Genomic DNA, 13,665 nt, shown 5'->3' on the forward strand with positions numbered 1-13,665 from the left:
TCGCAACACGGTACGACAAGCTGGCAACAAACTTCGCCGCAGCAATCTTCATTGCCGCAATCATCACATGGTGGATCAATTGAGTCTCGACCCTAGAGCATTTTGCAGCCAAATGGAAACATTTTGGCGTCGCATAAATGCAGTATAAACAAGCAGATAGATCATTTTCTCGATTCCGTGAAACGAGGAAATGATCTATCGTCATGTGCGCAAGCGGACCGACCTGCTTCTGGCCGCAGCCAATCTGGCCATATTGCGCTTCGAATGGCGGGGCAACTCAACGCACTGGCGGCCCTATGTCGAAACGCTGGCCCTTGCAGTCTGGTTCCTCGACCAGCGATATCCGGGACTGGCGGATGCCATGCGCAGTCTGGATACGACACCGCCCTCGGCGATCCGCGGCTTTGCCGAGGCGACGGCACAGCTGGAGACGTTCGGTTTCCCGCAACCCGATGCGGTTCTGGTGCTCGACTCGATCATGGACATGACCGTCGATTCCGCTTCGAGCTGGCGGCGAATGGTGCGGATGGGCCGCGCCTTGCTGCAAGCCGGTCACGACGGACCCGAAGGCGCTCCATCGCTGGCGCCGCAAATACAGGCCATGACGAAAGCCTTGTCGGGCGACCCGGAAGAATGGTGGCGGCGCAAGCCCGCCCTCCTGCTCGACGGAGCGGAACTGCTGCTCGAGCGGACAGCGCAGGCTCAGGACGGGCGCGTAAACACGTAGACGACGCCCGCCACCATCAGCGCCGCGACCGATAACATGAGCAGAGGCCCCGGATTGCCGCCCTGCCAGAACAGCAGGAAACCCAGGCTCGTGCCCGCCAGCGACATCATCTTGGCCTTGCGGGGGATCGCGCCGCGCATGCGCCATTCGCGCAAGGTGGGTCCGAACCGCGGATGATCCAGGAGCCAGAACTCCAGCCGCCGCGACGATCTGGCAAAGCAGGCGGCGGCAAGGATCAGAAACGGCGTTGTCGGCAAAACAGGCAGGAAAGCACCCACGAAACCCAGCGCCACGAAGAAAAAGCCGAGTGCGAGGAACAGACCCCGCACAGGCGCGGAAACCGGCGCCGACTCCTCGCGCAGCGTGTCGTCCGGCAAGCTCATGCTGTCGTCACCTTGTGTATACGGGCGCGCGAATGGGCGGTGCGGGCAGCCATGGCTGATGACATTGGTCGCGTCCTGCGATCGGCCTTGAGCATTTCCGTGAACCGCGGAAACGCTTCAATTCTTTCGTTTCACGCAATTCCGGACACCAAACCGCTCGGCACTTTTGCCGGAATCGCTCTTCCCTCGCCGCGCTTGCCGATGGGCGCGGCAAGGCGATCAGTCTGTTCGCGCCGAACATCCGACAGGAACGGGCATCAATCAAGTGGACAAATCAACTCAAGATCAGCCTTCAGCAATCGCCTGCCCTGCACAGGCAGCGACGAAAGCCGGATTACGCTTTTGCCTGAAGAACTTAAAGCCGCGGGCATTCCGACGAACGCTGCTTGCGTTGCTCCAGCCTCTTTTCCTGGCCGCATTCATGCGACGTCAGACGATTCCGGCTGACTGCAAAATGCCAGATTGAAATCCGAACCTTGAAGCGTGTCGCGATCTTTCAGATTCGCTCCTTACGCTTCAAGTATTTGTTCTTACGAATGTCGTTGCCCGGAAACCGGGTCCCGCTTTCGGGCGACATGCTCTAGCCAGCAGGGCGCTCGTCGGCGATGACCTTGCCGTCATTCGGCAGGCTGTCCGGCGAAACGATCTCCACCCGGCCCTTCATCTTGGTCGAAGCCTGCAATGCCTGCTCCAGCGCCCCCGAAAGATCGCTGCCGGCCGATGCGGCTTCCGCTTTCAACACCATCTGGTCCTGCTCGTCGGCACGCGTCACGACCAGTCGCAGCCGGCCGAGTTCGGGAAACTTTTTCGCGATCGCCGCGATCTGGGCCGGATCGACGAACATGCCCTTGACCTTGGTGCGCTGGTCGGCGCGCCCCATCCATCCGGCCAGCCGCCGGTTGGTACGGCCGCACGGGCTTACGCCCGGCACGATGCGGGAAAGGTCCCCTGTGCCGAAGCGCAGCAGCGGATATTCGGGGCTGAGCCGCGTTACAACAACCTCGCCCACTTCGCCCTCGGCCACCGCTTCATCGGTGCCGGGGCGCACGATCTCCACGATCAGCCCCTCATTCACGACAAGGCCCGAGCGCGCGGACGTCTCATAGGCGATGACGCCAAGCTCGGCGCTGGCATAGGCCTGATAGGCATCGACGCCGCGCGCCGCCACCTCCTGTTGCAGAGAGGGAGGAAAGGCCGCTCCCGAAACCAGAGCGCGCTTTATGGGATTGTCGATGCCTGCCTCGGCCAGCCGGTCGAGCAGGATTTTCAGGAAATCCGGCGTACCGAGATAACCCGACGGCCGCAGCGCCGCGATCGCCTCGATCTGCTGCTCGGTATTGCCGACGCCGGCCGGGATGACGGCGCAGCCCAGCGCATGCGCTCCCGATTCCATGATGTAGCCGCCCGGCGTCAGATGATAGCTGAAGGCGTTGTGGACGATGTCGTGCTCGCGCATACCGGCCGCGAACAGGGCGCGCGCCGAACCCCACCAGTCCCGGCCGTGGCCTTCGGGGTCGAAGATCGGGCCGGGCGACACCAGCAATCGCTTCAGCCTGCCGGCCGCGACCGAAGTGAGGCCGGCAAAGGGCGGCGCCTTGGCCTGCAAAGCCACCAGATCGCTCTTGCGGATGACCGGAATCCCTTGCAGGGCGGCCCGATCCGTTATCGCACCGATGGAGATGCCATCCAGTTGCCGCTTGAGTGCCGGGGCCGTCTCCACCACATCCGCAAGCATGGTGCGAAGGGCCCCGAACAGGGCGTTCTCCCGGCTTTCCGGTGCCCGGGTTTCCTCGGCGTCGAAATGTTCAGGCATGGATGACATCGCTTCTGTAGGGATTCTGGACGGGTGACGGCTCAGCTCAGCCAGCGCTTGCGGCGCTTGTAGCTCTTCACGTTGCGGAAGGACTTGCGGCCCTCACCGCCGATGCCGAGGTAGAACTCCTTGACGTCCTCGTTGTCGCGCAGCGCATCGGCCGCGCCGTCCATGACGATGCGTCCCGTTTCCAGAATGTAGCCGTAGGTCGCGTATTTCAGCGCCATGTTGGTGTTCTGCTCGGCCACCAGGAAGGATACACCCTGCCTGGTGTTGAGGTCCTTCACGATCTCGAAGATCTCGTCGACCACCTGCGGGGCGAGGCCCATGGACGGCTCGTCGAGCAGGATCATCTTGGGCCGGCTCATCATGGCGCGGCCGATGGCGCACATCTGCTGCTCACCGCCGGAGGTGTAGCCAGCCATCGAATTGCGCCGCTGCTTCAGGCGCGGGAAATAATTGTAGATCATCTCCAGATCGTCGCGGATGGCGGCCCGGCCATCGCGCCTTGTGAAGGCGCCGGTCAGCAGGTTTTCCTCGATGCTGAGATGGCCGAAGCAGTGGCGGCCCTCCATCACCTGAATGCAGCCGCGCCGCACCAGCTCGTTCGGGCTCAGCCGGTCGATGCGCCCGCCATCGAACTCGATCGAGCCCTTGGTGACCTCGCCGCGCTCGGAATGAAGCAGGTTGGAGATGGCCTTGAGCGTGGTCGTCTTGCCGGCGCCGTTGGCGCCCAGAATGGCGACGATGCCGCCCTTCGGCACAGTCAGCGACACGCCTTTCAGCACGAGGATGACGTGATCGTAGATGACCTCGATGTTGTTGACCGACAGGATCGGCGGCGCCGGATCCGGAAGGCGGGAAACAGGGTCGGCAGTGGCAGGTTCAGGCATGGGTCAGCTCCGGATTGGGGCCCTTCCCCCGGCAGGCGGGGGAAGGGAAGCTGGCAAGGGCTTGCGCCTTACGAGGCGTCGCAGGCCTCGGTGCGCTCCGGCCATGGCGCATTCTTCTCCGCATAGGACTTCGCATCCTCATCGAGCAGCGGAATGACCTTGTCGCTCATCGGCGCGATGTAATCGGTCACCTTCTCGAAGGCGGTGCCGTTCCAGCTCTGCACGAAGTTGGACTGATGGCCGTTATGGTCGTTGCAGGAGAGCTTCAGCGGCTGGGTGAAGCCTTCGAGGCCAATCTCCTTGAGGCGTGCCTCGTCGATGTTGAGGTTCTCCAGACCGCGGCGCACGTCCTCGCCGGTCACCACCTTGTTGCCCGTCACCTCCTGCGCCGTGCGGATGGCCTCCGCGATCAGCATGGAGTTGTAGACCCCGCGGTTGTACAGCACCTGCCCGACCTTCGACTTGTCGGAGACCTGGCTCTTGCCCGCATCGACGACATATTTCTGGATGTCCTGGATAAGCGGGAAATCCGTGCCGGCGGCATGCCAGTTCAGCGTCTTGAAGCCCTTGGCGCCATCGCCGGCACCGCGCACGTCATCCTCGCCCGGCCACCACACGGAGATGAACTTCTCCATCGGGAAGTTGGTCTTCACCGCTTCCTTGACGGCGGTTGAGTTGAGCGCGCCCCAGCCGAACAGGATCATGTAGTCGGGCCGGTCGCGGCGCACGCTCAGCCACTGCGACGACTGGTTCTGCATGTCGGCGGCAGCCACCGGATAGAGCTTCGCCTCGAAGCCGAGTTCCTTGGAAAGCTGGTCGATGAGCGGCAGCGGCTCGCGCCCGAAGCTGGCATCCAGATAGATGTAGCCGATCCTCTTGCCCTTGAGCTTGTCGACGCCGCCGCCTTCCTGATCGGCGATGTAGTTCAGGATCTGCGTGAAGCCGTCCCAATAGGTCGCCGGCGGGTTGAAGATCCACGGGAAGACGTCGCCCTTGGCCGAAGCCGACAGGCCATAGGCCATGGACAGCACGGGAATCTTGTCGACGGCGGCCTTGGGGATCAGCGGCAGGGTGATGCCGGTCGACCACGGATTGACCAGGACCGGCTTCTTCGGCTTCATCGCCTCGTAGCATTCGAGACCCTTCTTGGTGTCGTAGCCGGTCTCGCATTCCTCGATCACCAGCTTGACGCCGCCGATACCGCCATCGCGCTCGTTGAGCATGGTGAGATAGTCGTGCATGCCGTCCGCGATCGGCGAGCCGGAGCCGGCGAAAGCGCCGGTGCGATACGTGAACAGCGGCACGTAGATCGAATCTTCGGCATTCGCAGCCTCGATGGCCGGCATGGCCAGCACCGATGCGGCTGAAAGTGCCAGTATCATTTTTTTCAGTGACATTTCCGTTCTCCTCCGGTTTCCACTCCCACCACGTGCACCGCCCCTCAGTAAGGGAACGGCCACACGCGAAGCTTCTGTTTGGTGATCTGCCAAAGCCGGGCCAGACCGTGCGGCTCGACGATGAGGAAGAAGATGATGAGCGCCCCGACGATCAGATAGGTCAGGTGCTCGACCGTGGCCGCCGCTACCGGCAGCCCCAGCGATTCCGGCAGGGCGCGGATGAAGATCGGCAATATATGGATCAGCGCTGCGCCCATGAAGGAGCCGATGAGCGATCCCAGCCCGCCGATGATGACCATGAACAGCAGCAGGAAGGACAGCTTGATGTCGAAGGCGGACGGCTCGGCCGCGCCCAGCCACAGGAACACCATCAGCGCACCCGCCACGCCGCAATAGAAGGACGACACGGCGAAGGCGAGCAGCTTGGCCGGCAGCAGGCGGATGCCCATGAGCTGGGCGGCGATGTCCATGTCGCGCACCGCCATCCATGTGCGCCCGATGCGGCCATGGACGATGTTGGAGGCGATCAGCGTCATCACCACCACGACGCCCAGCACCACGTAATAGCGGTTGACCGGCGTGGCCATCGGTCCGGTGATGGCGATGCCGAACAGCGTGCGGCCGGGCACCTCGATGGCGCCGGAGGGATTGTAGTTGTAAAGCCAGGCCACGCGCACGAAGCACCATTGCAGGAAGAACTGCGCGGCGAGCGTGGCGACTGCGAGGTAAAAACCCTTGATGCGCAGCGAGGGCAGGCCGAAGATCACCCCGATGCCGGCGGCGAAGAAGCCCGAGCACAGGATCCACACCAGTATGTTCACCTGCGGGAACATGGTGGAAAGCTTGTAGGCGGCATAGGCGCCCACGCCCATGAAGCCGGCCGTGCCGAGCGAGAGAAGCCCGGTATAGCCGACGAGGATGTTGAGCCCGATCGCCCCCAGCGACAGGATCAGGAACGGAATCATCACCGAGGCGAGCAGGAACTCGCTGCCGAACATGGGGATCGCCACGAAGGCGATGACCATGATGATGGCGAGGCCGTAGCGATCCTGAAGGATCGGGAAGACTGCGGAGTCCGCTGCGTAGTTCTGCTTGAACTGGCCGGTTTCGCGATAGAACATCGTGTCAGATCCGCTCGATTATCTTGTCGCCGAACAGGCCCTGCGGCCGGTACAGCAGGAACACCAGTGCGATCACATAGGCGAGCCAGCTCTCGATGCCGCCGCCGAGCAGCGGGCCCCAGTAGAACTCGCCGAGTTTCTCGCCCACTCCGATGATGAGGCCACCGACGATGGCGCCCGGCACCGATGTGAAGCCGCCCAGAACCAGCACCGGCAGGGCCTTGAGCGCCACGATCTCCAGCGCGAAGGAGACATCGGAGCGCGCGCCCCACATGATACCGGTGACCAGCGCGACGAGGCCGGCGGCGAACCACACGATGACCCAGATCTGGTTGAGCGAGATGCCGACCGAAAGGGCCGCCTTGTGGCTGTCGGCAACGGCGCGCAGCGCGCGGCCGATGCGCGTCTTCTGGAAGAACAGCGCCAGTCCCACGATCATCAGCGAGGCGATGACGGCGGCGGCGATGTCGATCTTCTGGAGGCTCACCAGGCCGCCCAGCATCTCGATGTCGACGGAGCCGCTTGGCAGGAACAACTCGTTGGCGATCATCTGCTTGGGGTCGCCGCCGAACACGATCTCGCCGAAGCCGATCAGCACATAGGTGATGCCGAAGGTGGCCATGAACAGGATGATGTCCGGCTGAGTGACCAGCGGGCGCAGCACCACCCGCTCGACCAGCATGGCAAGCACCAGCATGACGCCGGCCGCAAGCAGCAGCGCAAGGAAGGCGGCGGCGTGGCCGGAAAAGCCCCATGAGGAGAATTTCGCGTAGAAGCCGACCAGAGTAAGCGCAGAAAACACCACCATGATGCCCTGCGCGAAATTGAAGACGCCGGATGCCTTGAAGATCAGCACGAAGCCCAGCGCGATCAGCGCATAGAGAACACCCGAAACCAGCCCCTCCCACAGGGTCTGCACCAGCAGATCGGGCATCTGCACCATCTGCACGAACGGGTCGATGAATATATTGTAGAGCATCGATCCTCCCTGATCGACGTCAGCGCCGTCACGGACGGCGTGCCGTATCCTCGCGTTTCAGTGTCCGACGCCCAGATAGGCGTCGATGACCTTCGGGTCGGCCTTCACCTCTTCCGGCGTTCCGTCTGCAATCTTGTGGCCATATTCGAGAACCACCACCCGGTCGGACAGGTCCATGACCACGCCGATGTCGTGCTCGATCAGGGCGATGGTGGTGCCGAAATGCCGGTTGAGATCGAGGATGTAGCGGCACATGTCCTCTTTCTCCTCCATGTTCATCCCGGCCATCGGCTCGTCGAGCAGCAAAAGCTCCGGCTCCATCGCCAGCGCCCGGCCAAGCTCCACCCGCTTCTGGAGACCATAGGGCAGCTTGCCGACAGGCGTCTTGCGGATCGCCTCGATCTGCAGGAAGTCGATGATGTCCTCGACATGGCGGCGATGGTCGATCTCCTCGCGCATGGCCGGCCCGAAGCGCAGCATCTGCCAGAACAGGCCGCGATGCATGCGCAGCGTGCGCCCGACCATGATGTTGTCGAGCGTCGACATGCCCCTGAACAGCGCCACGTTCTGGAAGGTGCGGGCGATGCCCTGGCTGGCGGCCTGATAGGGGCGCATGCGCGAACGGGTCTGGCCCTTGTAGGTGATGCGGCCCTGCTGGGGATGATAGAAGCCGTTGATCACGTTGAGCATCGAGGTCTTGCCGGCCCCGTTGGGGCCGATGATGGCGCGGATCTCGCCCTTGCGGATATCGAAGGACACGTCGGTGATCGCCTTCACTCCGCCGAAGCCGAGCGACACGCCATCCACGGCAAGCAGGGTTTCGCCCATGGTTTCTCCCACGGCGTCCTTGGGGCCGCTCATGCCGCCACCTCCAGCCTGCCCGTTTCAACGGTCGCTGCATCGGTTATCTTCACCCGCGCCGAAATAACGCCCTTGCGGCCATCCTCGAAGGTCACTTCCGTCGAGATGTCGGCGGCCTCGGCACCGTTGTAGAGCGCATCGACCAGCGGCTTGTAGCGCTCGGCGATGAAGCCGCGCCGCACCTTCTGGGTGCGGGTCATCTCGCCGTCGTCGGCATCAAGCTCCTTGTGCAGGATGAGGAAGCGGCGGATCTGGGCGGCGGCCATGCGCGGCTCGGCGGCAAGCGCCCGGTTCACCTCGGCCACATGCCCGGCGCAGATGGCGTAGACCTCGGGGCGCTGCGCCAGTTCCTGATAGGATGCATAGGGAATGTTGTTGCGCTCGGCCCAGTTGCCCACCGCCGTCAGGTCGATGTTGAGCATGCAGGTGACGAAGTCGCTGTCCTGCCCGAACGCCACCGCTTCCTTGATGTTGGGGAAGAACTTCAGCTTGTTCTCGATGTATTTCGGGGCAAACATAGCCCCCGAACGCAGCCGGCCGACGTCCTTCGCACGGTCGATGATGGTGAGGTGGCCGTCCTCGTCGAAGAACCCGGCATCGCCCGTGCGCACATAGCCCTCCGGCGTGACCGTCTCGGCGGTACGCTCCTCGTCCTTGTAGTAGCCGATGAACTGGCCGGGCGAGCGGTAGAGCACCTCGCCCTCCTCGGTGATGCGGATATCGACGTTGGGCGTCGCCAGCCCGACCGTGCCGACCCGGATATGGCCGTCGGGATGGGCGGTGACATAGAGGAAGGCTTCGGTCTGGCCGTAAAGCTGCTTCAGGTTGATGCCGAGCGAGCGGTAGAAGGAAAAGAGGTCGGGCCCGATCGCCTCGCCGGCGGTATAGGCCACGCGGATGCGGGAGAAGCCGAGCACGTTCTTCAGCGGCGCATAGACCAGCAGATTGCCGAGCCCATAGCCGAGACGCGCGGTGAGCGGCACCTTGTCGCCATCGAGGATCTTCTCGCCCCAGCGGCGGGCGAGGCCGATGAAGTAATCGAACATGCGCCGCTTCAGCGCTCCGGCATCCTCCATGCGGATGGTGACGCGGGTGAGCAGCGCCTCGAACACGCGTGGCGGCGCGAAATAGAAGGTCGGCCCGATCTCCTGAAGGTTCGTCTCGACCGTCTCCCGGCTTTCGGGACAGGCCACGCAGAAACCCGACACCAGCGATTGCGCATAGTTGAGATAGTGGTCGCCCACCCAGGCCAGCGGCAGATAGGCCAGAACCTCGTCGCGGTCGGTCAGCTTGTCGAACGCCACGGTGTCGCGCGCCGCCGCGATGGAGCGACCGGCCGACAGGAGCACGCCCTTGGAACGGCCGGTGGTGCCGGAGGTGTAGAGAATGATGGAGATGTCGTCGCCGTTGCCGCGATCGCGCTCGGCATCGATGGCAGCCGCCACCGCCGGATCCGACGCGAGCAGCGTGCGTCCCTTTTCGATGATGCCGGAAACCGCATGCAGGCGGCTATGGTCGTAGTCGCGCAGGCCGCGCGGCTCGTCGTAGAGAACGACGCGCAGCTTCGGCACCTGATCCTGGATCGCCAGCAGCTTGTCGACCTGTTCCTGATCCTGCACGACCGCGAAGCCGACCTCGGCGTGACCGAGCACATAGGCCATCTCGTCGGCGACGGCGTCGGCATAGACTGGCACCGGAATGGCGCCGAGCCATTGCGCCGCGAGTATGGTCCAGTACATGGCCGGGCGGTTCTCGCCGATCACGGCCACGGTCGCGCCGCGTTCGAGGCCGAGGTCGCGCAGACCCGCCGCATAGGCACGGATGGTTTCGGCCATCTCGCGCCATGTCCATGTGTGCCAGATACCCAGATCCTTGTGCCGCATCGCGGGACGGTCAGGCCGCACACGAGCGTGCTCGCACAAGAGCTTGGCGAACGTATCGAGCATTGGCATCTCACTCCCTGGTGCCAAAGCAACTCCTCCCGTTATTGGACACCGGTGTTGGTCCCGGCTTGCTGGACGGAGATTGCAGATGTGGCCGCCCCTTTTCAACTTCCGCCTTGACAGACAGGAAGCCTTGTTGAATGTAATCTCACGAGGTTCTCTTTGCCTATTGGCAATAAGGCGAATCCGGGATTCGCCTAACCCCTTGCATATCCGGGCTTATTCGCCGTAGTAGCGCAGCCTCTCCAGGTCGAGGATCGTGACCCCGCCGCCCTCGTTGCGCAGCAGGCCGGCTTTTTCCAGTTCCTGCAGAACGCGATTGGCGACGGGTCGCGACACGCCGGCCAGCAGACCGATCTCTTCCTGGCTGATGTCGATATGCGAGCCCATGAACGGGCTGATCACCGGATTGAAAAGCGACGCCAGACTGCGCGCCACACGGCCGGCCGAATCAAGTGTGCGGTCATGCTCGACCTGCGCGATGAACTGGCCGAGCCGCTCGTTGATGAGCCGCACCAGAAGCCGGTCGAAGGCGACGCTGTTCTCGTAAAGCCAGTGAAACGTCGCGCGGTTGAGAAGGGCGACCTGCGTGCGCCTCAGTGCCAGAACGTCATACTGGCGCGGCTCGTCCTTGAGCAGCGACCCCTCCCCGAACCAGCAGCTCGGCGGCAGGCCGGCATAGGTTACAGCCTTGCCGGACGTGGTGATGGAACCCAACCGCAGCAAACCGGTGACCACCCCGGTCCAGTTGTCGATGCGGTCGCCGCGATGGATGAGATAGGCGCCGGCCTCGACGGTGCGCAAGGTGATGCCGCGCCGGGCGCGCTCCTGCTCGTCGCGCGGCAATTCCTGCGCCCAGAACACCGACGTCAGAAATTGCTCCTCGCTGATCATGCACGCTCCCGACTATTACCTGAAAGATGCGCGTATCATGAGCGCGCGGCAATAGTCATCTTCGACGAATGGATTGAAGCGGCGGCAGAATGCATTACGTACGTATTTATTGGGGGATACCGATTGCTCACGACCGAAGAAAGGCCCTTCATGCCCACATCCAAGGCAAGCGTAGCCACCGGGAACGCCAGCCGCTATCTCCAGCAACTGTGCAGGCACTGGTCCCACCGTTTCGAGGTGAGTTTCGATCCGCAGCAGGGCCGCATCGGGTTCGGCGAGGGCGAGGCGATTGAACTGACCGCCCGGCCCGACACGCTCGACATCGCCATCGAAGCCGGCGACCCGGCCCGCCTGCCGGAACTGAACAAGGTCGTCGAGGCCCATATCGTGCGCTACGCGTTCCGCGAGACGCTCGAATTCAACTGGAGCTGACGGCTGCGCTGTGTCCCGCCGCAAGAAAATCGACCGAGACAAACTCCTCGACCTAGCCGAGGCGATCGTGCGCGAACGCGGCGCCGCCGCATTGACGGTCGCGGCGCTCGCCCGGGCGGCGGGCATCACCAATGGCGGCGTTCAATACAGCTTCGCCACCAAGGAACACCTGCTGACGGCGATGTATGACCGGTGGGCCGAGGAGTACGACACCAGGGTTGCCGCGCTGGCCGGCGACAATGCCGACCGGCGCGCAATTCTGCGTGCGCAGATCATTGTCGCGCGCGAGGAAGAACACGATCCGGTCTCGCGCGACCGCACGGCCGTGATGATGGCCGTGCTGATGCAGTCTCCCGAGCAGCTCGAACGCTATCGCAAGGATTGCACCCAACGCCTCGATGGCCTCGATTTCAGCCGCCAGGAGGACCGCCGCCTGCTGCTGGCGCTGATGGCAATGGAAGGCGCCTTCATCATGCGCGGCTTCGGCTTCATGAGCTTCAGCGAAGACGCCTGGAAGGGGCTCGACAGGGAAATCGACGAACTTCTTGGGGAATCCGGCAAGGAATCCTGATTTTCGCCAAAATCGGATTCGACGTGGAACCTAGTATAAATACATACGTATTGAATTATTGAATCGAAAGCCAAGGTGTCCCATGCCCTCCCGGTGGATCGTACTCGCCATCGTTTCCAGCGCCCTGTTCATGATCAGCATAGACATGACGGTGCTGCATACGGCGCTGCCCGGCATCGTCCACGACCTCGATGCGACCAACGCGCAGAAGCTGTGGATGATCAATGCCTATTCGCTGGTGATGGCGGGCCTGTTGCCGGGCTTCGGAACGCTGGGCGACCGCATCGGCCACCGGCGCGTGTTCACATGGGGGCTGGTCGTCTTCGGCGCCGCCTCGCTTGCCGCGGCCTTTGCGCCGGATGCCGGCCTTCTGATTGCAGCGCGTTCCCTGCTCGCCGTCGGCGCGGCGATGATGATGCCGGCCACGATCTCGCTCATACGCCTCACCTTCCCGCAGGATCGCGAGCGCGCCATCGCCATCGGTGTCTGGGGCTCCATCGCATCCGGCGCGGCGGCCATCGGACCGCTGATCGGCGGGGCGCTGCTGGCGCATTTCTGGTGGGGATCGGTGTTCCTCATCAACGTGCCCGTGGTGCTGGCCGCCCTCGTCATGACGCGCGTTTATGTGCCCGACCATCCCGGCAACCCGCAGCGTCACTGGGATCTGTGGACATCCGGCCTCGCCACCATCGCGCTCATCGGCATCATCTATGCGCTCAAGGAGGCGATGAAGCCGGAGGCCGACATGGGGCATGCGCTGATCGCCGCGGCTGTGGGCACGCTGTTCGGCTGGCTGTTCCTTCGCCGGCAGAGGGGCCTGCCCTCGCCGCTGATCGATTTCACGCTGTTTTGCAATGCCCGCTTCGCCGTCGGCACGGTGGCAGCGCTTGTCGCCAGCCTCGCGCTGATGGGCGTCGAGTTCGTGTTCAGCCAGCAATTGCAGCTCTCGCGCGGCTACACGCCCCTTCAGGCGGGCCTGTTCCTGCTGCCGATCGCCGTGGCTGCGGTCCTGGCCGGCCCTCTCGTGGGCGCGGTGCTGATGCGGGCCGGGGTCGAGCGCATGCTGGCCATCACGATGGCCATGACCGCGCTCGGACTCGGCCTGCTTACCCTGTCCGTCGATGCGCCGCTTGCGTGGAGGGCCACGGTGCTTGCCATACTGGGCTTCGGCGCCGGCGGGGCCATGTCTGTGGCATCGACCGCCATCATGATCAGCGCGCCCGAAGACCGGGCAGGCATGGCAGGGTCGATCGAATCGGTCGCCTATGAGCTTGGCGGCACTCTGGGGGTCGCCATACTGGGCAGCCTTCTGGCGTCGATCTACACATTCACGCTGGCCGTGCCGCCGGACGCCTCCGCCCCGGCGCTCGTTTTCGACAGCATAGACCAGGCATTGCTTGCGTCCGAATCCATGGCGCCAGAGGCGGCCGCGGGGCTGATCGAGGCCGCACGGGCAGCCTTCGACCGGGGAGCTCTGGCCAGCTACGTTCTGGCGACGGTCGTCGTCGCAGCACTCGCCGTGGCGATCGGGTTCATGGCGGGACGGAAAAGGAACAGCGCCACTTCCGTTTCCGGCCCGGCATGAGGCCGGCGGACAAGCGTTCCGGACCCTATTCACCGCTCCGTCTTGCGCACACCCGCTGCCGCCGCA

Annotated in this window: 14 protein-coding genes; 5 read left to right on the forward strand and 9 right to left on the reverse strand. The window is 63.7% G+C overall.

Annotated features, from left to right (window positions below; translation table 11 throughout):
* Positions 1-190: 190 nt before the first annotated feature.
* Entirely contained in the window at positions 191-727 is a 537-nt protein-coding gene (locus DES43_RS01345) for a hypothetical protein (protein ID WP_051520539.1), read from the forward strand.
* Here DES43_RS01345 and DES43_RS01350 read toward each other — a convergent pair.
* Positions 703-1,110 (reverse strand): YbaN family protein, encoded by a 408-nt coding sequence (locus DES43_RS01350; protein ID WP_051520538.1) that lies wholly within the window; start codon positions 1,108-1,110, stop codon positions 703-705. The two genes, DES43_RS01345 and DES43_RS01350, sit on opposite strands and share 25 nt — an antisense overlap.
* A 51-nt stretch (positions 1,111-1,161) precedes the next feature.
* On the opposite strand from DES43_RS01350, the gene DES43_RS01355 reads away from it, so the two are divergent.
* The gene (locus DES43_RS01355) at positions 1,162-1,557 is read left to right on the forward strand and encodes a hypothetical protein (protein WP_133674774.1); all 396 of its coding nucleotides are present in this window, start codon (positions 1,162-1,164) and stop codon (positions 1,555-1,557) included.
* Positions 1,558-1,690: 133 nt separating this feature from the next.
* Here the strand turns inward: DES43_RS01355 and DES43_RS01360 are convergent, their stop codons facing one another.
* From DES43_RS01360 to DES43_RS01395, 8 genes are all read right to left on the reverse strand, one after another.
* On the reverse strand, positions 1,691-2,923 hold the full coding sequence (locus DES43_RS01360) for a phenylacetate--CoA ligase family protein (protein ID WP_035026608.1): 1,233 nt from the start codon (positions 2,921-2,923) through the stop codon (positions 1,691-1,693).
* A gap of 41 nt (positions 2,924-2,964) precedes the next feature.
* Positions 2,965-3,816 (reverse strand): ABC transporter ATP-binding protein, encoded by an 852-nt coding sequence (locus tag DES43_RS01365; protein ID WP_035026527.1) that lies wholly within the window; start codon positions 3,814-3,816, stop codon positions 2,965-2,967.
* Positions 3,817-3,884: 68 nt separating this feature from the next.
* Complete coding sequence (locus DES43_RS01370) at positions 3,885-5,213, reverse strand: ABC transporter substrate-binding protein (RefSeq protein ID WP_035026523.1); 1,329 nt, start codon at positions 5,211-5,213, stop codon at positions 3,885-3,887.
* A 44-nt stretch (positions 5,214-5,257) separates the two neighbouring features.
* Positions 5,258-6,334: a branched-chain amino acid ABC transporter permease gene (locus tag DES43_RS01375; protein ID WP_035026521.1), complete on the reverse strand. Its 1,077-nt coding sequence runs from the start codon at positions 6,332-6,334 to the stop codon at positions 5,258-5,260.
* Between the two features lie 4 nt (positions 6,335-6,338).
* Positions 6,339-7,313, reverse strand: a complete 975-nt coding sequence (locus tag DES43_RS01380) for a branched-chain amino acid ABC transporter permease (protein ID WP_133674775.1) — start codon at positions 7,311-7,313, stop codon at positions 6,339-6,341.
* Positions 7,314-7,370: 57 nt separating this feature from the next.
* Positions 7,371-8,174, reverse strand: coding sequence for an ABC transporter ATP-binding protein (locus DES43_RS01385; protein WP_051520537.1), 804 nt, complete (start codon positions 8,172-8,174; stop codon positions 7,371-7,373).
* Positions 8,171-10,120: an AMP-binding protein gene (locus tag DES43_RS01390; RefSeq protein ID WP_245264693.1), complete on the reverse strand. Its 1,950-nt coding sequence runs from the start codon at positions 10,118-10,120 to the stop codon at positions 8,171-8,173. The genes DES43_RS01385 and DES43_RS01390 overlap by 4 nt, the downstream gene beginning before the upstream one ends.
* Before the next feature lie 216 nt (positions 10,121-10,336).
* Positions 10,337-11,011, reverse strand: coding sequence for a Crp/Fnr family transcriptional regulator (locus tag DES43_RS01395; RefSeq protein WP_035026515.1), 675 nt, complete (start codon positions 11,009-11,011; stop codon positions 10,337-10,339).
* A gap of 150 nt (positions 11,012-11,161) precedes the next feature.
* Between DES43_RS01395 and DES43_RS01400 the strand changes: the two genes are divergently transcribed.
* The 3 genes from DES43_RS01400 to DES43_RS01410 all read left to right on the forward strand — a co-directional run bounded on the left by DES43_RS01400 (position 11,162) and on the right by DES43_RS01410 (position 13,599).
* Complete coding sequence (locus DES43_RS01400) at positions 11,162-11,443, forward strand: DUF2218 domain-containing protein (protein WP_035026598.1); 282 nt, start codon at positions 11,162-11,164, stop codon at positions 11,441-11,443.
* A 10-nt stretch (positions 11,444-11,453) separates the two neighbouring features.
* On the forward strand, positions 11,454-12,014 hold the full coding sequence (locus DES43_RS01405) for a TetR/AcrR family transcriptional regulator (RefSeq protein WP_035026512.1): 561 nt from the start codon (positions 11,454-11,456) through the stop codon (positions 12,012-12,014).
* Positions 12,015-12,096: 82 nt separating this feature from the next.
* Complete coding sequence (locus DES43_RS01410) at positions 12,097-13,599, forward strand: MFS transporter (protein ID WP_035026510.1); 1,503 nt, start codon at positions 12,097-12,099, stop codon at positions 13,597-13,599.
* The last annotated feature ends 66 nt before the right edge of the window (positions 13,600-13,665 follow it).

Origin of the sequence: Aquamicrobium defluvii, from assembly GCF_004363725.1 — a bacterium.
Classification (GTDB): Bacteria; Pseudomonadota; Alphaproteobacteria; order Rhizobiales; family Rhizobiaceae; genus Mesorhizobium; species Mesorhizobium defluvii.